This is a genomic window from Glutamicibacter nicotianae, assembly GCF_006539525.1.
GTDB lineage: Bacteria > Actinomycetota > Actinomycetes > Actinomycetales > Micrococcaceae > Glutamicibacter > Glutamicibacter nicotianae.
Genome location: NZ_BJNE01000005.1, coordinates 68,351 through 87,989, shown reverse-complemented (window position 1 = coordinate 87,989; position 19,639 = coordinate 68,351). Strand labels below are relative to the sequence as shown.

The following is a 19,639-nucleotide window of genomic DNA, read 5'->3' as shown; positions in this document are numbered from 1 at the left end:
GGTGATCCAAGTGATGCTGGCTGGGTATCAAAACATGCGGATCGAGTCTTGGACGGGGACAATGCGGGCTTACTAACGTGATTGCAGGCACACGGCGCTATGCGGCACCTCACGTGATTCGAGGCCCCGCCACCGCCCGCACTGCCGAGATTCAACCCCCCTTTTCCGAAGTACTCCCCAGATCGGAGCCCCTCTATGCCCCTGCTTGTCGTAGCGCTGGCGGTCATCGTGCTGCTGATCCTCATGATGAGGTTCAAGCTCAACGGATTCATCGCCTTGATCCTCGTAGCCACCCTCGTGGCCTTCTGGGCCGTCGCCACCGGATCGCTGACCGTGGACGGCGAGCCCGCAGGCATCGCGGACATCCCGGAGATCATCACCGATGGCCTGGGCGGGCAGCTGGGAAGCACCGCCATCGTCATCGGCCTGGGCGCCATGATCGGCCGCGTCATGGGCGATGCCGGGGCGGCGCAGCGGATCGCCCGCAAGATCCTCTCGGTCTTCGGCGAACGCGGAGTGCAGTGGGCCATGGTCATATCCGCGATGCTGATCGGCGTGACCATGTTCTACGAGGTAGCGTTCGTGATCCTGGCGCCGGTGGCCTTCACCCTGGTGCGCGCCACCAAGGTCAACCTGCTATGGGTCGGGCTGCCGATGTCCATTTCGCTGTCCACCATGCATTCCTTCCTGCCGCCGCACCCGGGGCCGACCGCCGTGGCGGGACTGTACAACGCCTCGGTCGGGCTGACGCTGGCCTACGGACTGCTCATTGCCATCCCGGTCGGGGTGGCCATTGCGATGGTCTGGCCGCGGCTGGCCTTCGTGCGGAAAATGAACCCGCAGATGCCTTCGGGGCTGCTGGCAGAAAAGGACTTCGCCGATGAGGAACTGCCCTCGGCCGCCCTGTCGTTCCTGGTGGCGCTGCTGCCCATCGCGCTGATTGCAGGTTCCGAAATCATGCGCATGACCATGGCACTCAGCCAGGGCGCCGAGGACGTGCTGGCGCTGCTGGGATCCGCGGAAGTGGCACTGCTCATCGCCCTGCTCGTGGCAATTGTGGCCTTCGGTCCGCTGCATAACCGCTCCATGGCGCAGGTCGCCAAGTCGATGAGCGAGGCAGCCCGGGCCATGGCCATGATCCTGCTGGTCATCGGCGCCGGCGGCGCCTTCAAGCAGGTGCTGGTCTCGGCAGGCATCGCCGACTACATCGCGGACACCACCGCCGGCTGGAACCTCAGCCCGCTGTTCCTCGCCTGGATCATCGCGGTGATCCTGCGCATTGCGCTGGGCTCGGCAACGGTGGCGGTATCGACCGCGGCCGGCATCGCCGCCCCGCTGGTCGTTGCCACCGGAGCGTCCCCGGAACTGATGGTGCTGGCCACCGCCTGCGGCTCGATCGCCTTCAGCCATGTGAACGATCCGGGCTTCTGGATGTTCAAGGAATATTTCAACCTCAATGTCGGGCAGGCGCTCGCGGTGCGCACGACCTACACCACGACGCTGGCGGTGCTCGGGCTGGTTGGCGTCTTCGCGCTGGACCTGGTGATTTCCTAGATCCCGCACTCAAAGATGAGGAAAGACCCTCGGAGGCCCGGCATTGTGCTCAATTCCAGGCAGCCGAGGGTCTTCTACATGCTGCGGCTGCGTGCCCCGGCTTCGGCCTGCAGTCGCAGGATTGAATTTCCCAGGTGCAGGCGCATGGCCGCGGCGGCCATCTGCGGATCGCCGGAGGCAATGGCGTCACGCACCGCGCGGTGCTCGGCGGCTACCGAGCCCAGCCGGTCGGCGGTGATCGCGTCAGCAAAATCCAACCGGCCGCGCGGCATCGCGATCATGGAGGGGCCGAAATTCTGGACTGCCTGTCCGAAATACGGGTTGCCGGTAGCCCTGGCCACGGCCAGGTGGAATTCGAAATCGCAGCTCATGCTCACTGCGGCGTTGCCCGCCGCGGCCTCGAAGCCCCGCAGCGCCTGGTCCATTGCTGACAGGTCAGCCTCGGTGCGGGTGCTGGCCGCTGCGGCGGCGGCCTCGGTCTCGAACCCTACCCGGTACTCGATCAGCTGCCGGCGTTCGGCGACGGTCCGCGGAACCAGCGTTTGAGCGGCGGGCTCGGTAGGAGGTGGCGGGGTCAAGGCGAAGCTGCCGGCACCGCGCCGCGTGTAGACCAGGCCTTCGGCCTGCAGCCGGGTGATGGCCTCGCGGACCACGGTGCGCGATACCCCGTGCTCGGCAATCAGCTCATTCTCGCTGGGCAGCTTCTGTCCCGGAGGGATGGCACCGCCGCTGATCTGCTCGCGCAGGTGCCTGACGAGGGCCGATGCCAGATTGGGTTTGTCGCTGTGCATGGTTAAAGGATAAGCGCCGGAACCGTCTGGCAGGCGGTTCCGGCGCGGGAGTCCAGGCACTCAGGCGGTGCCGAATTCAGCGGTTTCGGTGGTCCAGGCGCGGGCCTGGTCGCTGAGCGTGAAGCCCAGCCCTGGACGCTGCGGCAGCAGCATCCGGCCGTCCTTGGTTTCCAAGTGCTCATTGAACAGCGGGTCGAGCCAGTCGAAGTGCTCCACCCACGGTTCGCGGGGGTAGGTCGCCGCCAGGTGCAGGTGGATTTCCATGGCGAAGTGCGGTGCCAGGTCCAGGCCAGCCTGGTCGGCGAGGGTTGCCAGCCGCTGGAACTGGGTGATGCCGCCAACGCGCGGAGCGTCGGGCTGGATGATGTCGCAGGCGCGTGCTGAAATCAGGCGTTCGTGCTCGGATACGGAAGCCAGCATTTCACCGGTGGCAATCGGCGTATCCAACGCGGCGGCCAATGCTGCGTGTCCCTCGGCATCGTAGGCATCCAGCGGTTCCTCGATCCAGACGAGGTTGAATTCTTCGAGCCGGCGCCCCATGCGCAGTGCGGTTGCCCGGTCCCATTGCTGGTTGGCGTCGACCATGAGCGGGACATCCGGGCCGATGTGCTCGCGGACCGCGGCGACGCGGCGCAAGTCCTCGGCGTTGTCCGGCAGGCCGACCTTGATCTTGATGCCGCCGATGCCTTCCTCGATGGACTGGGTCGCCCGATCCTTGACCTCTTCTATGCTGGCGTTCAGGAAACCGCCGGAGGTGTTGTAGGTGCGAACCGAGTCGCGGTGCGATCCGAGGAACTTGGCCAGCGGCAGTCCGGCGCGCTTGGACTTCAAGTCGTAGAGCGCGATATCCAGCGCCGCCAGTGCCTGGGTGGCCACGCCGGAGCGGCCCACCGAAGCGCCGGCCCACAGCAGCTTGGTGTAGAGCTTGGCGATGTCGTTGGGATCCTCGCCGATCATCGTCTGGGCGACTTCCTTGGCGTGGGCATACTGTGCTGGTCCGCCCGCCCGCTTGGAGTAGGAGAATCCGAAGCCTTCATGCCCTTGTTCGGTCAAGATCTCGGCAAAGAGGAAGACCACTTCTGTCATGGGCTTCTGGCGGCCTGTGAAGACCTTCGCATCTGAAATGGGGGTGGCCAGTGGAAGCCGTGCTGTGGACAGCTTGACGTGGCGGATGGCGTCCGGGGTGTAGCTCATGGTTTGACTCCTGCGAGTGGTCTGGGCGAAACGTGGCATAAGTTATGTTACAAGTTTAAAACTTGTAATACAAGATATTGAATTACCATCGTTTGCCGGTTTTCCATGTTCAGGATCCTGTACGTTCCAGCGCCGAAGTAGGCTGAAGGCAAGCGCAAAGGGAGAACATCAGTGGTTCAAGAAGTGTTGGCAGTAGATGGCGGTCAGACCGGGATCAAGATCCGCTTCGAACACCGCGGCGAGATCAACGAGCTGCGCTTTCCCGGCGTGCAAACCAACGAGCCGGTCCTGCCGCAACTGGCACGAGCTATCCGCCACGCGCTGGCCGAGACCCCCGGAGTAATCACGATGATTGGTGTCGGCACTACCGGTCTGGTGAAAGCCGAACACGACGCACGGCAGCTCTTTGAACTCATTGGATCCCCAGAGATCACTGATATTGCGCTGGCGCATGATTCGGTGACCAGCTATCTCGGAGCACTGGGCGACCGCCAAGGCGTGGTTGTTGCCGCCGGAACCGGTGTTGTCACCCTGGCGGTGGGCCCTGGCTCGGTTGCGCGAGTCGATGGCTGGGGCTACATCATGGGAGATGCCGGCAGCGGCTATTGGATTGGCCAGCAGGCAATGAGCGCTGCCATGCGGGGCTTCGACGGCAGAGGGCCAGCCACCGCGCTGACCGAAGAGCTCGCTCAGCTCTGGCCCGACCTGACCGAGGCGTACATCGAGCTGCAGGCCATGCCAAACAGGGTGGCAACAGTAGCCGCCTTCGCCCAGAACGTCGCCCAGCTGGCGGCCACCGATGACGTAGCCGCCGAAATCTGCGCGCGGGCTGGAGAGGAATTGGCCTGTTCCGCCGCGGCGGCAGTGCGCCGCGCGGGATTGGAACGGGGCGCAGGACGGCTTCCAATCGCGGCCATCGGGGGAGTGCTCGCCGGGGAATACGTCAGGAACAGCTTCGTGCAGCAGCTGCAGCTGCTCATCCCCGCTGCGCATGTCCAGGACTCGACGGGCAATGGGCTGGATGGGGCCCAAGGTCTGGCGCTCTTGCCGGATGAGCATCCATTGCATCAGCTCGTATCGCGCTTTCGTGTGCAGCCGTAAGTCGTGGACAGCGGTGAACACGGGCCATCAAATAGGTGCTGGCAAACAATAAGTGACAAGATTAGCTCAGAACCTAGTGATTATTAAGGAGTCATCGTGAGTTTCCGAGTTGGTCCCGTAGATCTTGTCCCAGAAGGCGAATCGCTGCTGGTTGAAGCCAAAGACAGCGGCGCAAGCGAAGACATCGCGATCTTCCACGCCGAAGACGGCAACTTCTATGCCCTGCAGGATGAATGCACGCACGAAGTCGCGTCGCTCTCCGATGGCTGGATCGAAGACTGCACGGTGGAGTGCCCATTGCACTCATCGAGCTTCGACTTGAAGACCGGCAAGGTGCTGTGCATGCCAGCTACCGTAGATGCCCGGACCTACACGGTGAACGTTGTGGATGGCTTCTTGGAGCTTGAAGTCTAGATGCCTTCCGTGCACATTATCGGAGGCGGGGTCGCCGGATACACCCTGGCCCGGCATCTGGTGCAGCAGAACTACCCCGGATCCATCAAGATCAGCGATGCCCAAGGCCTGCCCTATGACCGCCCTCCGCTGAGCAAATCCCTGCAGTTTGAACCGTTTGCACCGCTGTCCTGGTACCAGGACAATAATGTCGGGCTGATCCAGGAAGAGGTGGAGCGCCTGCAGCTGCCTCAGGCGGCCGATGACTGGGTGGTGCTGGCGACCGGCACCCGGCCCAAGGCATTGGAGATCCCCGGCGGGCACCACGCGCGCAGCCTGCACAGCGCGGCCGACGCGGCTTGGATCTCCGAGGTCCTGGAATCCGGGATGTTCGGCCAGAGAGTGCTGGTCATCGGAGCGGGACTGGTCGGGGCCGAATTCGCTTCCACCGCCAAGATGCTCGGCGCGCAGGTCACCCTGGTTTCCAACTCCAACGCGCCGCTGGCCCATGTGCTGGGCCAGGAGCTTGCCGAACAGCTGCACGCAGACCATGCCAACCACGGCATCACCACCGTGACCGGTGCGGTCACGGAGCTCGGTCCGAACCATGCCCTGGTCAACGGCCAGCGCCATGAGGCAGAGCTGATCGTGGCGGCCATCGGAGTCGAACCTGAAACCGCGCTCGCCGAGCAGCTGGGCCTGGAGGTGGATGACGGGATCCTGGTGGATGCGCAGCAGCGGTCGCTCAGCTGCCCGCAGGTGCTGGCCATCGGCGACACCGCCCGGGAAGAAAACCAGCCGCGCACCGTGCATTGGGAAGCCGCGATGGAAGATGCAGCCCAGGCGGCGGCGACGATCATGGGCACTGCCGCTGTGCAGCGATCGGTACCGTGGTTCTGGAGCGACCGCCACGAAATGCACGTGGAAACGGTCGGCGACTTCAGCCAGGCCGCCAGCACCGTGACCCGCCTGAACCGGCGAGGCAAGATCCAGATGGTCTTCGGTCTCGATGCCAATGGCTCATTGGTGTCAGCCTCGATGATCGATGGAGGCCTGATGGCCAAGGCAGTGAAACGGCTGATCGCCAAGTCAGCCACCCCAAGCATTGAACAATTGAAGGACCCAACCGTGGGTCCGCGCGAGTTAGGCCGGTAGGAAACTTATGAGTGCAGCCGAACCGATGGACGTTCCCGCGGCCCTGCGGACGCCCATCAAACGAGTTGGCCCCGGCTGGATCGCCGCGGTGGTCATTGTCCACATCGGCATCAATGTCGGCTTCTTCGCACCGATCCAGGTGCTGCTCGGCTTGCACGCCGAACAGCTGGACGCCAGCCAGAAGAATGCGATTCTTTCGCTGGTCACCGGTGTCGGCGCGGCCGTCTCGCTGGTAGCCAACCCGCTGTTCGGCGCCCTGAGCGACCGCAGCACCTCGAAATTCGGGCGGCGCATTCCGTGGGTGTTCTTCGGAACGATCTGCGCTGCACTGGCCCTGCTGCTGATGTCGACAGCGCACACCGTCAGCACGCTGGTCATCGGCTGGGCGCTGATGCAAGCGGCCGGCAATGCAGCATTGGCAGCGATCTTCGCGGCCATCCCGGACAAGGTGCCGGTGGAGCAGCGCGGCATGGTTGGCGGGCTGGTGGCCCTAGGTCAAACCTGCGGTTCGCTGATCGGTGCAGTGATCGGCATGGTCGCTGCCAGCAATCTGGTCTTCGGCTACGCGATTGTCGCAACCGCCGTGGCGATTTGCTCCATCCCTTTCGTGCTGATGCGCCAAGACGTCGCGCTGCCCAAGGGCGCGCTGGAGCCGCTGAAGCCGCTGGAATTCCTGCGCAGCTTCTGGATCAACCCGGTCAAGCACAGCGATTTCGGCTGGGCCTGGCTGACCCGCTTCCTGCTGTATCTGGGCTGCCAGCTCTGCCTGGTCTACCTGCTGTTCTTCCTGCAGGACGCCATCAAGCATCCGGAGCCGGCCCAGGGAGTGCTGGTGCTGACGGCGATCTACGCCTTCTGCGTCATCTTCTCCTCGGTGATTTCCGGCAAGCTGTCGGACAAGGATGGCAAGCGCAAGAAATACGTCATCCTCTCCTCGGTGATCGTGGCCGCCGCGGCAGGCGTGCTCACCTTCGCTACCTCGTTCACCACCGCCATCATCGCCGCAGTGCTCCTGGGCATCGGCTTCGGCGCGTATCTGGCGGTGGACTTCGCGCTGCTGACACAGGTTTTGCCGAATGCCGATTCTCGCGGCAAGGACCTGGGCATGATCAACATTGCCAACTCCCTGCCTCAGGTGGTCGCGCCGCTGATCGCCTGGCTGACGGTGACCTGGTTTGGCGGCTACCCGACCCTGTTCCTGTGCTCGGTGGTGATCAGCCTCCTCGGCGCCGTGCTGGTACGCCAGATCAAGAGCGTTCCGTAAATCCTGGGCCAACCAGCTTGCGGCATCGTGCAGCCCACCGGCAAGGAAGCTGCGCGTCGCCGGGAACTGGTGGGGAAAAGCGCCAAGGGGCGCCATCCGAGGTCGTATGATGAATCCAGCGATCCGCAAAAACGAGGAGCAGGTGCGGCCGAATGCCACTGAATGAACCAGGACGGGAAAGCCGTGCGACGCAGCTTGACGGCATTGACCGCAAGTTGCTGGCGCTGCTGGCGAAGAACTCGCGGCGGACCAACAACTCCCTGGCCGAAGAGCTGGGCATCGCGCCGTCGACCTGCCTGGCGCGCTTGAAGGCCTTGCGTGATTCGGGAGTCATCTCGCGCTTCACCATTGAAGTGGACCCGGCGGTGCTGGGCCGCGAATTGGAAGCGCTGATCTTCGTGAAGATCCGGCCCGGAGCCCGTCACCTGATGTCGAACTTCGCCAATGACATGCGAAGCAAGCCCGGGGTGCGGCAACTGTTCTTCCTCGGTGGTGCCGACGACTTCGTCCTGCACGTCGCGGTGCGCAACTCCTCGGACGTGCGCCAGTTCGTGCTCGACAACCTTTCTGCGAATCCCGCAGTCGCGACGACGCAAACCTCGCTGGTGTTCGAACACGGACACGGCAGCGGAGAGTTCTGACCCGCATTCTTGCCGTTTCTCGACCGTTCGGTGTTCGCAGGAGCGGTCTGCCTCACGGCATTGCTCGAAGAAACATGCTAAACTTGATGTTCTTCTCTTAGCATGGCTGCGGCCCGTTGGCCGCTGGGGACCGGTTCTCCAGCACGGCAGTGGAACCTGCCGCAGCTGCGACTGAATGAATGGGGAGGTTGAGAAGTCCATGAATTTTGACGCAACTCTGATCACCGCAGTGGTGACGTTGATTGTTCTGGCCGTTGCAACTGCTGTGCTGGTCATCCGGTACAAGCGCACTCATCAGGCGGAAATCCGCCAGGCGCTGATTGCCAAGGCCCGCAAGCGCGGCGTTGCCTCGCCGGAAGACCTGTCGAACCACGACCTGGCATTGCAGATCCGCGCAGCGAAGCGCCAGCGCAAGCAGGACGGCAAGGATCTGAAGACCGCATAGGGTTTGGCCCTTTGCGCTGATCGTGCTGAGCCCCAGTCCACTTTTGGACTGGGGCTCTGCCGTGCCGCCAACCATTTCACGCGCTGGTCTGCGCATTTATCGACGACGAATAATCCATGAAATGGCATCAGTCGCAATTCCCTGTGACCTACGAAATACCAGCCAATAACTAACCCGGAACAATTATTGGAAACTATGCTCCCCGTCACCAGAAAAGTCGATTTAGCCCCAGAATCATGCGGATTGCATCACAAGGTCGTGTGGGCTTCTGAACAAACCACTTCTCAATAGATAAATGGTCGGAAATGATGGATATGACTGGAAATGCGCAAAATGATAATTCTTTAGGAGCAGCAGCAATGGCCTCGATCCCACTCGGTGAAGACATCCTCTTGGCACGCCACGGCGCCAACATCGTCAAGCTTCGCCAGGATCGCAAGAACCGCATGACTGTTGCCTATTTGCGCAGCGGGGCAATCGACACTGCCTCGAATCTGCTCACCGCTCCGGTTCCCGCATTGACCCCGGCAGCCAGCTTCACCGAAGGCGCAGCTCGCTACCTGAACGATGAAGCCGAGATCAGCCGCTGCGAGGTCCGTTCGCTGGTCAAGATCTCCCTGGGCTTTTCTGCCCTGATGGGCGTCGTGTTCGGCGGACTGGTCCTGGCGTTATACAAGGTCGGCGGCAACGAAGCGCTCCAGTCGCTGAGCTACATGAGCGCTGTACAGTAGCTTTCCCAAGCATTTTCAGACGACGGGATCCCGGGGCAACTCGGGGTCCCGTTTTTCGTGCGTCCCCGATTGGCACCGGTTCTGCCTTGGGACTTGCGGCAAGTCTCGTGTTTCTGGCCTTGCGGGCATAGGATGGCGGCAACCGACAAGGATGGGAGCAGGCCATGCGTTTTGTTTTGGAAGTCAACTTCGATACCGAGAACATGCAGCTCAAACCGTTGGAAGAGCTGCAGAAGATTCTGCGGGACTGGTCGACGAACATCACGATGTATCCGATCGTTGCCGGCGCCCAGGAGGACGTCTACGACTCCGACAACGAGCAAGTAGGGGAGTGGGCCATCCTCGACGACTAGTTCCGTCGCTTGGAGAACCGCCCGATGGCGTAGCCTGCCGCCAAGGTGATCAGCAGGATCAGCCACAACGGCGCGGCGGTGTGGAAGAGGGCTATCCCCACGAGCTCTACGGAGGCAGCCTGCCGGTTGGGCAGGGCCATGATTCGTGAGCGGATGCTCCAGAAGGTATCCAGGGAAATTTTCCCGGAGCCTTCGCCGCTAATCTTCGATTCATCCCGGGCGCCGGCCAGCCCGCGATCTGGACGACCAGCCGCTGGCGAGCAGCGGTTCGCTATGACGCCAGCGGCGGGCGTTCACCACTGCCGCGCAGGATCAGGCGCGTGGGCAGGACCAGCTGCTGGGTGAATCCGGTGGGATCAGCGATGCGTTCCATGGCGAGTTCCCCGGCGCGCCTGCCCATTTCCATGGCGTCGTGGCTGACCACTGATACCCCGAGAATATCGGCAGTGTCGAAGTCGTCGAAACCTATCAAGGCCGGCGGGTTGTCCTTCCCATGCAGCGCGCGCAATACCCCGACGCACATGCGGTTGTTGCCCGCGATGATGGCGGTCGGAGGATCGGCGATGTCCAACAGCTCGGACACCACATGAACCGGGTCGATGGCCGGGTCATCGATCAGTCGCTCCCAGGGCGTGGCAGCGGCCTTGCCTGTCCCGGCCAGTGCTTCGCGGTAGCCGCGCAGGCGTTCGACCTGGGTGTACACGTTGGCGGGATTGCAGATGTAGGCAATTTTGCGGTGGCCGTGCTCCATGAGCGAGCGTGTGGCCTCGAACGCGCCGTTGCGGTTTTCCATGACCACTGAATCCGCGACGAGATTGCGGGCCGGGCGGTCGATGGCAATGACCGGGGAACCCAGCTGGCGCTCGCCCTCCAGATATGACTGGTCCTCGCCCACCGGGATCATCAGCAGGGCGGACACGCGCTGGGACAGCAGTGTGTCGGCGACTCGTTCCTCGCCCTCGGCGGTGTCGTCGGTGGTCGCCACGATCAGCGTCTTTCCGTGCTCGGACAGGACCTTTTCCAGTCCGGTGGCAACCCTAGAGTAGAAGGGGTTGAGCATTTCGCCGATGATCAGACCCACGGTGGACGAGGCTCCGCCACGCAGGTTCCTGGCCACGCTGTTGGGACGGAACTTCAGCCGTTTGGCCGCCGCCAGGACGCGTTCAACGGTTGCGGCCGACACCAGATCGCGCTGGGTGAAGACTCGGGAGACCGTCTTGGGGCTGACGTTGGCAAGCCGAGCCACGTCATCCAAGGTAGCCCGCTGTTGAATGTTCATACTGAGTTGTCCCGGTTCCGGCATCGGCATCTGGAAGGTGGCGTGCAGTGAACACCACTACGGCCATCTTATATTCCGCACTGCTGGTACCGGGCACGGAACAACGGCTGGCCGGTGCATCGGAAAATTCACAAATGCACCGGCCAGCCGCAAATCCTGCTAGTCAGTTTCTGCCGAAACGGCGAGCTGCCTCAGCTCAACGCACCACGCAGGAGGCCGAGTTCTCCCAGCCCCAGCCGTCGCCGTCAGGATCGGAGGCGCTGGAGCTGCAGTAAGGGTATCCGTTGGGCGCTGTCGCGTCCTCGTTCCCGTCCCCGGTGCCGTCCGCATTGCCGTCCGCATTGCCGTCCGCGACGACGCAGGAAGCGGAGTTCTCCCAGCCCCAGCCGTCGCCGTCAGGATCGGAGGCGCTGGAGCTGCAGTAAGGGTATCCGTTGGGGGCGGTTCCCCGGTCGCTGCCGCCGCCGGAGGTGTAGACGCTGGCGATCTGGGGTGAACGTGCCTTGAGCCCGTCGTTGCCGTTGATGAAACGCTGTCCCCAGCTGGTGAGCCTTGACGCGTCGAAGTCTTCGACCATGTCCAGCGGTGCATCCGCGCCACCGTTGCCGGACCACGACCAGCCGAGCATGCCGATGCCCTGGTTGCGGGTGTAGGAGAGGATGGTATCCGCGTCCGGGGTGCCCGAGGTGTGGTGGTTGGCGAACTCGCCGACCATGATGGCCAAGTTCTGGCTGGTGAATGAATCGAGGTACGAGGTCACCGCGGAGGCTGAATCGAACACACCATACATGTGGACGTCGAAGACGAGGTTGTCATCCGCGGCAGCGACTGTTGATGCGTTATCCCGCATCGTGTAGGACCAGTCCTGGCCCCAGTTGGGTCCATCCACGACCAGGGTGTTCTCGATTCCGGCTGACCGCAGCTGTCCGATGGCATCGACTGTATCGGAAGCCCAGGACGAGTATCCCGAGTTGCCGTAGGGTTCATTGCCGATATTGACCATGACGTAGTCTTCTTGGCCCTTGATTGCCGACGAGACGCCTTTCCAGAAGTTCACCGAGGAAGACAGCGGGGTGGCCGCGGAATCTTCGCCGTAGCCGGTGGTGTCGTGGTCTTCCAGGATGCAGACCAGCTGGTTCTCCTTGCACAGGTTGATGACCTCGGTGACCTCGGAGGTGCTGGTGGCGCCCCAGCGTCCGCCGCTGAGCACTACGCGCACCGCGTTGGCGCCAGCGGCCCGGGCATCGGCGAAGGATTGGGTTTCATCCTGGTACCAGGCGTAGGGGATGTTGACGCCCTGCGGAATGAATTGCTGCCCGTTGGCATCGTAGATCTTGCCGGAATCAACGTGGAATCCGGTACCTGTATCGGCCTGCGCGACGGTCGCCAGGGACCCCAGGGCCAAGGCTGCCATGGCTGTGGCGGCCAGAGTGCGTGCGATCATGATTGTCCTTCCTGCATCGCGCATCAAGGCGCGGCAACATGAATTCGGAAAAAGTGGATCCGCGGAATATCAGCTCCGCAGGCGAGTGGATGCACGGTGAAGATCCGAGGTCCCAGCGCCTCGGATGAGAACCGAGTCTATGGCCGGTTCTGATGGTCCACAAGACATTTCCGGCCTTCTGCTTGGACAGGTTTAGGGACAAAAATGGACATTTCAGGACATCGCAGTTCGCAGTTGATCCCGCGCCCGCTGCGGGAAGGAAGAGTCTAGGCGTAGGGCGGGTGTTCCCCGCTGCCACGGTGGATGAGTTTGGTGGGGATGATGATTTGCCGGGTGAAGCCGGTGGGATCCATGATCCGTTCCAAGGCCAGCTCGGCGGCCTGCCGGCCCATGTCCACCGCATCGTGGCTCACCACGCTGACCCCCAGGATGTCTGCCGTGTCGAAGTCGTCGAAGCCGATCAAGGCTGGCGGGTGCTCCAGCGAGTCGAGCACCTGCAGGGCGCCGATGCACATGCGGTTGTTTCCGGCAATGATCGCCGTGGGTGCATCGTCCATGGCCAGCAGGTCTGCGACTACTGCGGCGGGATTGGCGGCGGGGTCATCCAGCAGCCGTTCCCATGGCGTGGGTTCCGCGCGGCCCCCGGAAGCAATCGCCTCCCGGTAGCCCTGGATGCGTTCGGCTTGGGTATAGACGGCTGCCGGGTTGCAGATATAGGCGATCTTGCGGTGTCCGCGGGCCATGAGCGAGCGGGTGGCGGAAAATGCGCCGGTCCGATTCTCCAGGACTACCGAGTCGGCCACGAGATTGCGGGCCGGGCGGTCGATGGAAATCACCGGGCAGCCAAGCTGGCGTTCGCCTTCCAGATAGGACTGGTCTTCGCCCACCGGGACCATGAGCAGGGCGGCGACGCGTTGGGCCAGCAGGGTGTCGGCGACGCGTTCCTCGCCTTCGGCGGTGTCGTCGGTGCTGGCCACGATCAGCGTCTTCCCGTTATCCGCCAGCACGCGTTCAAGCCCGGTGGCCACAGTGGAATAGAACGGATTGAGCAGCTCGCCGATCACGAATCCGACGGTGTTCGAGGCACCGCCTCTCAGGTTGCGCGCCACGGTGTTCGGGCGGAATTTCAACCGCTTGGCGGCGGCCAGCACCGCTTCGGCGGTTGCCGGGGAAACCAGATGGCGCTGGGAGAAAACCCGGGAGACGGTCTTTGGGCTGACATGGGCCAGCCTGGCCACATCATCGAGGGTGGCACGTTGGCGGATCGACATTCTCGTCCTCTCAGGCTCGGGGAGTAGCAATGACAACGTAGGACATTTAAATAGACATTGTCTACCCTCGCGCTGATGCAAATTTACAGATAATTGCTAGTCAGTATCAATTTATGGGCTCAAATGTCCTGCTGGACAGATTTAGACAGCGTTGTCATGGACTGTTGCCTGAAGCGGAAAATGTGACGTAGGCTGTATCCCAGCCCAAGCAAGGCACGCAACGCTGAACGCAAGACCCCCCATTCTGCAGAACCACCGACACTCGCACTGGTGGTCGCTTTAGTTCAAAGGAGAGTTGAAATGGCCCGTCGCAATGCACTGGCAGGAATTGCCGCCCTGGCAATCGCCGGTCTCGCACTGACATCCTGCGGTTCCAATGGAGCCGAGGCACCCTCGACCGACGGCGAAGCCGCCGGCGACATCACCTTCCTGACCAACCGCACCGACTTGGAGCAGTCCGGCACGTGGGACAAGTACGTCGCCGAATTCCAGAAGGAATACCCGGACGTCAATGTGGAAATCGAAGCCATCACCAACTACGAGGACGACGTCAAGACCCGCATGAGCACCCCCAACGGGTACGGCGATGTCCTGCTGATTCCCAATGGCGTTCCGCAGTCGCAGTACGCGGATTTCTTCACTTCCCTGGGCACCACGGCTGAGATGGAAGACACCTACCGCTTCCTGTCGGCCAAGTCGGTGGGCGGCCAGCAATACGGATTGGCTCTGGGCGGCAATGCCAACGGCGTCGTCTACAACAAGGAAGTATTCAAGGAAGCCGGCATCACTGACCTGCCGAAAACCGAAGACGAATTCATTGCCGACCTGAAACTGGTCAAGGACAAGACCGACGCCATTCCGCTGTACACCAACTACAAGGACGGCTGGCCTCTGGGCGGCCAGTGGACCAACATCGTTGGCGCAGTGACCATGAACCCGGATGCGCAGACCGAGATGTCCCACAGCGCAGCCCCGTGGACCGAGGGCACCGACATCTACTCGCTCGATTCGATGCTCTACAACGTGGTTGCCGAGGGCCTGACCGAACCTGATCCGCTGACCACCAACTGGGAACGCTCCAAGACCGACTTCGCCCAGGGCAAGATCGCCACCATGGTGCTCGGTTCCTGGGCGCTGGGCCAGCTTGAGGCATCGGCCAAGGACGCCGGAGCGGACGTTGAGAACGTGGGCTTCATGGCCTACCCGGCCAGCGTGGATGGCAAGCAGGCCGCGACGATTGCCGGCGACTACTACCTGGGCATCAACAAGAACTCCGAGAACCAGGCCGCCTCCCGCGCGTGGATTGACTTCCTGCTCGAAGATTCCGGATTCACCCAGGACGAGGGCATGATCTCCGCGGTCACCGCCGACGAGCTTCCTGCCAACCTGGACGACCTGGAATCCAACGGCGTTGAACTGCTGGAACTGAGCCCTGCCCCTGAAGGCGAGGAATCGCTGTTCAGCGACACCGCGGACAAGGCGCAGGTCGATGTCTGGGGCAACATCTATCGGCAGAAGCTGATCGACGTGGCCCGCGGCCAGGCTGAGGGCGACAAGGACTCGGTCTTCGCCGGGTTGAACGAGGCTTGGGGACAAGCAGTCAACGACCTGTCCAGCAAGTAGCATCACCGTCGCAGGCGGGCCGGTTCCATAGCCGGCCCGCCCCACCCAGGAGAAGAACCATGACCGTCTCACCGACAGACTCGCATCAGGCCCAGCCCGAGGCCGCCACGCCGGCCTCGCTCGCCGGCCCGCGAGCGAAGGCTTCCAAGCCAGGGCCCAACCGCAAGAAGCCCGGCTTCTCGCTCACCCCGTACCTTTTCCTGGCGCTGGGCGTGGGACTGCTGCTGTTGCTGACCTATGTCCCGGCCGTCAACATGATCTGGTATTCCTTCACGGATTGGAACGGCCTGGGTCCTGTCGGGGATTGGGTCGGCTTCGAGAACTACCAGGAGGTGTTCACCAACCCGCGCATCTTCGGCGTCTTCGGCGTGAGCATCTACTACTTCGCCGCGTCCTTCGTCCAGATGGCCCTGGCCCTGTACTTCGCGGTAATCCTCAGCTTCAACACCCGGTTCTCCAACTTCTTCCGCGGCGTCATCTTCTTCCCCTACCTCATCAACGGCGTGGCCATCGGCTTCGTCTTCCTCTACCTCTTCCAGCCCGATGGCACGCTGGACACCGTGCTGTCCTGGTTCGGCGTGACCGAGCCGCCCCAATGGCTGGGCGACGCGTCGATTGCCAACTATTCGCTGGCCACGACCTCGGTCTGGCGGTACACGGGCCTGAACTTCATCCTGTTCCTCGGCGCCATTCAGTCCATCCCGGCTGAGCTCTACGAAGCCGCGAAGATCGACGGCGCGGGGCCCTGGCACCAATTCAGGTACATCATCTTCCCGGGCATCCGCCGCATCATCGGGCTGTCGTTCATCCTCGCGATCTCCGGAGCGCTGTCCGTCTTCGAAATACCGTTCATCATGACCGGCGGGGCCAACGGCACCGCGACGTTCGTGATCCAAACCTTGCAAACCGCCTTCACCTATCGATCCGTCGGCCTGGCCTCGGCGATGGCCGTGATCCTGCTGATCATCGTCCTGCTCGTGACCTGGGTGCAGCGCAAGGTATTCCCCGACGAAAAGGTTGACCTGTCGTGAAAAAACTGGCCCCCACCACCCTGAAGTACCTTTCCCTGGTCGCCGCCGCCGTGGCGGTGCTGCTGCCGCTGTCGGTAGTGCTGCTGGCCAGCTTCAAGTCCAGCAGCGAATACGCCAGCACCGGACCGCTGACCTCGCCGCAGAACTGGCTGAACTTCGATAACTTCGCCACCGCATTCGAGCAGGGCGGCATGGTCGAAGGATTCATCAACACGACCGTCATCCTGGCGATCTCCCTGGCCGGCACGATCCTGATCGGCACGATGACCGCCTACGCGATCGACCGCTTCAACTTCCGCGGAAAGAAGCTGGTCATGGGCCTGTTCCTGGTAGCCAGCCTGATCCCCTCGGTCACCAGCCAGGTGGCCACGTTCCAGCTGATCTCCAGCATGGGCCTGTTCAACACGCGCTCGGCGCTGGTGCTGCTGTTCCTCGGCACGGATATCATCGCGATCTTCATCTTCCTGCAGTTCATGGCCAGCATCCCCACCTCGCTGGACGAGGCGGCCCGGCTGGATGGGGCCAACTACTGGACGATCTACTGGAAGATCATCCTGCCCCTGCTCAAGCCGGCCATCGCCACCGTGATCATCATCAAGGGCATCGCGATCTACAACGAGTTCTACCTGCCCTTCCTTTACCTGCCGTCGGAGGGCATGATCTCCACCTCGCTGTTCAACTTCAAGGGGCCCTTCGGCGCCCAGTGGGAGGTCATCTCCGCCGGCACCATCCTGGTCATCCTGCCGACCCTGATCGCCTTCATCTTCCTGCAGCGCTGGATCTACCGCGGCCTGGTGGCCGGCGCGGTCAAGTAGGCCGCCAGCACGATCCCTCGCGACCCGACAGAATTCTAGAAACGGAGCATAATTCCCATGCCTGAAACCCAAGACGCCATCGCCACCGCGCTGACCCGCACCGCGCTGCACACCGGATGGACCGCTAAGGCCACCGCCGGGCCGGTCCCGGAGCAGATCGCCGCCGCGAGCATCCCCGCCCAGGTGCCAGGGGTCATCCACCTGGACCTGCTGCGCGCCGGACTGATCGAGGACCCCTACCTGGATGACAACGAAGCCTTGCAGTCCTGGATTGGCCTGAGCGACTTCAGCTACCGCACCAGCTTCGCGCTCAGCGCCGAAGAACTGGAAGCGGCCGAGTACCACGAACTTGAATTCGACGGCCTGGACACCGTGGCGCAGGTGAGCCTGAACGGCGCACCGATCCTCTCGGCAGCCAACCAGCACCGCAGCTACCGCGTCGACGTCACCGGACTGCTGCACCGCGGAGAAAACGAGCTGGTGGTCGACTTCAGCAGCCCGGTGAAATACGCGAACGAGCAATCCCAGATCCTCGGGATGCGCCCGCGCCCCTACCCGCTGCCCTACGACGCGATCCGCAAATCGGCCTGCAGCTTCGGCTGGGACTGGGGCATCAAGACCGCGACCAGCGGAATCTGGAAGCCGGTCAACCTGGTCTCCTGGTCCACCGCCCGGCTGGAGCAGGTGCTGGTCCAGGCCGAGCCGGCCGGGGACGGCGGACGGATCAGCGTGTGCGGAACCCTGGATGTGCCGGCACCGGTGGAGGGGCTGGAGCTGGTAGTTGCCGCCGACGGCGCCCAGGCGTCCGTGCCGGTTGCGGCCAACGGAAGCTTCCCCGACCTGGTCCTGGAACTGGACAAGGTCGACACCTGGTGGCCTGCCGGCTACGGCGAGCAGCCGCTGTACGACGTGCAGGTGTTCCTGCGCGCCGGCGAAGCGTTGCTGGACTGCGCCGAACGCCGGGTCGGGTTCCGCACCGTGCGCTGGGACAGCACCCCGGATGAGGCGGGCACCCCCTTCCAGCTGCTGGTCAACGAGCAGCCGGTGTACGTCAAGGGCGCCAACTGGATCCCCGATGACGCCTTCCCTGTGCGCATCGGAGCCGACCGCTACCGCGCCCGGCTGGAGCAGGCCAAGGCCGCAGGACTGAACCTGATCCGCGTCTGGGGCGGCGGCATCTACGAGTCCGATGACTTCTTCGCCGCCTGCGATGAACTGGGATTGCTCAGCTGGCAGGACTTCCTGTTCGCCTGCGCCGCCTATGCGGAGGAGGAGCCGCTGCGCGGCGAGGTCATCGCCGAGGCCCGGGACAACGTGGCACGGCTGGCGCACCATGCGTCGCTGGCCATGTTCTGCGGAAACAACGAGAACCTCTGGGGCTACGAGGACTGGGACTGGAAGCGCTTCCTGGACGGCAAGTCCTGGGGCGGGGCCTACTACCACGAGCTGCTGCCGCAGATCGTGGCCGAACTGGCCGCCACGGTTCACTACTCTCCGGGCAGCCCCTTCAGCCCGCACGGCGAGCACCCGAACGCCGAAGAGCACGGCACCATGCACATCTGGGATTTGTGGAACCAGCGCGACTGGCCCGAATACCGCAGCTACACCCCGCGCTTCGTCGCTGAATTCGGCTGGCAGGGTCCGGCCGCCTGGTCCACGCTGACCCGCTCCATCTCCGACAGCCCGCTGACCCCTGAATCCCCGGGCATGGTCGTGCACCAGAAGGCGATGGAAGGCAACGCGAAGCTGACCGTCGGGCTGATGGCCCACTATCCGATGCCCGAGACGATGGAGGACTGGCACTGGGCGATGCAACTGAACCAGGCCAATGCGATCTCCTGCGCGCTGGAGCACTTCCGCTCGCTGGCCCCGCACAACTCCGGGGCTATCGTGTGGCAGCTGAACGACTGCTGGCCGGTGACCTCCTGGGCCGCCATTGACGGCGACGGGGTGGAAAAACCGCTCTTCCACGCGATCCGCAACGCCTTCGCCCCGCGCACCATCACCGTGGTGCCGCAGAATCAAGGGCTGGAAGTCGTGCTGGGCAACGACACCGGCGAAACCTGGGCCGGGGAGCTGGACTTGTCGCGCCGCGGCTACACCGGCGAGGTGCTGGAGCACGCCGTGGAATCCGTGAGCGTGCCGCCGCGCGGCACCCTGCGCCTGCCAATCCCTGCCCAGCTGGGCACCGCCGGCAAGGCCGCCGCCGAGCTGCTCTGCGCCTCGCTGGGCGAGACCCGCGGACTGTGGTTCTACGCCGAAGCCCGGGACACCGAGCTGGCCGCGCCTGAACTGTCCACGACGGTGGACACCACCCCCGGGGGACTGGTGCTCACGGTCACCGCGGCCAACCTGGTCCGGGACCTGGTGGTGCTCGCCGACAAGCTGGATCCCCAGGCCCGCGTGGACCAGGGCCTGGTCACCTTGTTGCCAGGGGAAAGCACCCGCTTCACCATCAGCACAGAACGCGGCCTGGACCCCGAAGCCCTCTCCGGCCCACGCGTGCTGCGCTCGGCCAACCAGCTGCTGAACCTAGCTTAGGAATCCAAAACAC

Annotated in this window: 19 protein-coding genes; 13 read left to right on the top strand and 6 right to left on the bottom strand. The window is 63.3% G+C overall.

The window, feature by feature from the left end:
• The first annotated feature begins 195 nt into the window (after positions 1 to 195).
• Entirely contained in the window at positions 196 to 1,554 is a 1,359-nt protein-coding gene (locus tag ANI01nite_RS07850) for a GntT/GntP/DsdX family permease (protein WP_141357205.1), read from the top strand.
• A gap of 74 nt (positions 1,555 to 1,628) precedes the next feature.
• Here ANI01nite_RS07850 and ANI01nite_RS07845 read toward each other — a convergent pair whose 3' ends face one another.
• Positions 1,629 to 2,345: a FadR/GntR family transcriptional regulator gene (locus ANI01nite_RS07845; RefSeq protein WP_121867333.1), complete on the bottom strand. Its 717-nt coding sequence runs from the start codon at positions 2,343 to 2,345 to the stop codon at positions 1,629 to 1,631.
• Positions 2,346 to 2,405: 60 nt separating this feature from the next.
• Complete coding sequence (locus ANI01nite_RS07840; protein ID WP_038993325.1) at positions 2,406 to 3,539, bottom strand: L-talarate/galactarate dehydratase; 1,134 nt, start codon at positions 3,537 to 3,539, stop codon at positions 2,406 to 2,408.
• A gap of 171 nt (positions 3,540 to 3,710) precedes the next feature.
• On the opposite strand from ANI01nite_RS07840, the gene ANI01nite_RS07835 reads away from it, so the two are divergent.
• The 8 genes from ANI01nite_RS07835 to ANI01nite_RS07800 all read left to right on the top strand — a co-directional run bounded on the left by ANI01nite_RS07835 (position 3,711) and on the right by ANI01nite_RS07800 (position 9,622).
• Positions 3,711 to 4,640, top strand: a complete 930-nt coding sequence (locus tag ANI01nite_RS07835; RefSeq protein WP_141357203.1) for an N-acetylglucosamine kinase — start codon at positions 3,711 to 3,713, stop codon at positions 4,638 to 4,640.
• Positions 4,641 to 4,736: 96 nt separating this feature from the next.
• A complete protein-coding gene (locus tag ANI01nite_RS07830) occupies positions 4,737 to 5,054 on the top strand; it encodes a bifunctional 3-phenylpropionate/cinnamic acid dioxygenase ferredoxin subunit (protein ID WP_038993327.1) in 318 nt (105 codons plus the stop codon).
• Between the two features lie 9 nt (positions 5,055 to 5,063).
• Positions 5,064 to 6,188, top strand: coding sequence for an NAD(P)/FAD-dependent oxidoreductase (locus ANI01nite_RS07825; protein ID WP_170214604.1), 1,125 nt, complete (start codon positions 5,064 to 5,066; stop codon positions 6,186 to 6,188).
• A gap of 7 nt (positions 6,189 to 6,195) precedes the next feature.
• Positions 6,196 to 7,452 carry an MFS transporter gene (locus ANI01nite_RS07820; protein ID WP_121867330.1) on the top strand — a complete coding sequence of 419 codons (1,257 nt, stop codon included), beginning with the start codon at positions 6,196 to 6,198 and terminating at the stop codon, positions 7,450 to 7,452.
• 152 nt (positions 7,453 to 7,604) lie between these two features.
• Complete coding sequence (locus ANI01nite_RS07815) at positions 7,605 to 8,093, top strand: Lrp/AsnC family transcriptional regulator (RefSeq protein WP_141357199.1); 489 nt, start codon at positions 7,605 to 7,607, stop codon at positions 8,091 to 8,093.
• Between the two features lie 199 nt (positions 8,094 to 8,292).
• Positions 8,293 to 8,538 (top strand): hypothetical protein, encoded by a 246-nt coding sequence (locus ANI01nite_RS07810; RefSeq protein ID WP_073707819.1) that lies wholly within the window; start codon positions 8,293 to 8,295, stop codon positions 8,536 to 8,538.
• Between the two features lie 359 nt (positions 8,539 to 8,897).
• Positions 8,898 to 9,269: a hypothetical protein gene (locus tag ANI01nite_RS07805; protein WP_141357198.1), complete on the top strand. Its 372-nt coding sequence runs from the start codon at positions 8,898 to 8,900 to the stop codon at positions 9,267 to 9,269.
• Positions 9,270 to 9,433: 164 nt separating this feature from the next.
• Positions 9,434 to 9,622 (top strand): hypothetical protein, encoded by a 189-nt coding sequence (locus ANI01nite_RS07800; protein WP_038993331.1) that lies wholly within the window; start codon positions 9,434 to 9,436, stop codon positions 9,620 to 9,622.
• On the opposite strand, the gene ANI01nite_RS16675 is transcribed toward ANI01nite_RS07800, so the two are convergent.
• From ANI01nite_RS16675 to ANI01nite_RS07785, 4 genes are all read right to left on the bottom strand, one after another.
• Positions 9,619 to 9,762 (bottom strand): hypothetical protein, encoded by a 144-nt coding sequence (locus tag ANI01nite_RS16675; protein WP_170214603.1) that lies wholly within the window; start codon positions 9,760 to 9,762, stop codon positions 9,619 to 9,621. The genes ANI01nite_RS07800 and ANI01nite_RS16675 overlap by 4 nt on opposite strands.
• A 131-nt stretch (positions 9,763 to 9,893) precedes the next feature.
• Positions 9,894 to 10,901: a LacI family DNA-binding transcriptional regulator gene (locus ANI01nite_RS07795; protein WP_141357196.1), complete on the bottom strand. Its 1,008-nt coding sequence runs from the start codon at positions 10,899 to 10,901 to the stop codon at positions 9,894 to 9,896.
• 196 nt (positions 10,902 to 11,097) lie between these two features.
• A complete protein-coding gene (locus tag ANI01nite_RS07790; RefSeq protein ID WP_255314459.1) occupies positions 11,098 to 12,345 on the bottom strand; it encodes a cellulase family glycosylhydrolase in 1,248 nt (415 codons plus the stop codon).
• Between the two features lie 266 nt (positions 12,346 to 12,611).
• Positions 12,612 to 13,616 (bottom strand): LacI family DNA-binding transcriptional regulator, encoded by a 1,005-nt coding sequence (locus ANI01nite_RS07785; RefSeq protein WP_141357194.1) that lies wholly within the window; start codon positions 13,614 to 13,616, stop codon positions 12,612 to 12,614.
• Positions 13,617 to 13,916: 300 nt separating this feature from the next.
• Between ANI01nite_RS07785 and ANI01nite_RS07780 the strand changes: the two genes are divergently transcribed.
• Genes ANI01nite_RS07780 through ANI01nite_RS07765 form a run of 4 tightly spaced genes read left to right on the top strand, consistent with a single transcriptional unit; the run spans position 13,917 to position 19,626 of the window.
• On the top strand, positions 13,917 to 15,239 hold the full coding sequence (locus ANI01nite_RS07780; protein ID WP_141357192.1) for an ABC transporter substrate-binding protein: 1,323 nt from the start codon (positions 13,917 to 13,919) through the stop codon (positions 15,237 to 15,239).
• Positions 15,240 to 15,298: 59 nt separating this feature from the next.
• Positions 15,299 to 16,270, top strand: a complete 972-nt coding sequence (locus tag ANI01nite_RS07775; protein ID WP_141357190.1) for a carbohydrate ABC transporter permease — start codon at positions 15,299 to 15,301, stop codon at positions 16,268 to 16,270.
• Positions 16,267 to 17,085, top strand: coding sequence for a carbohydrate ABC transporter permease (locus tag ANI01nite_RS07770; protein ID WP_141357188.1), 819 nt, complete (start codon positions 16,267 to 16,269; stop codon positions 17,083 to 17,085). The genes ANI01nite_RS07775 and ANI01nite_RS07770 overlap by 4 nt, the downstream gene beginning before the upstream one ends.
• Before the next feature lie 57 nt (positions 17,086 to 17,142).
• On the top strand, positions 17,143 to 19,626 hold the full coding sequence (locus ANI01nite_RS07765; RefSeq protein ID WP_141357186.1) for a glycoside hydrolase family 2 protein: 2,484 nt from the start codon (positions 17,143 to 17,145) through the stop codon (positions 19,624 to 19,626).
• Positions 19,627 to 19,639 lie beyond the last annotated feature (13 nt).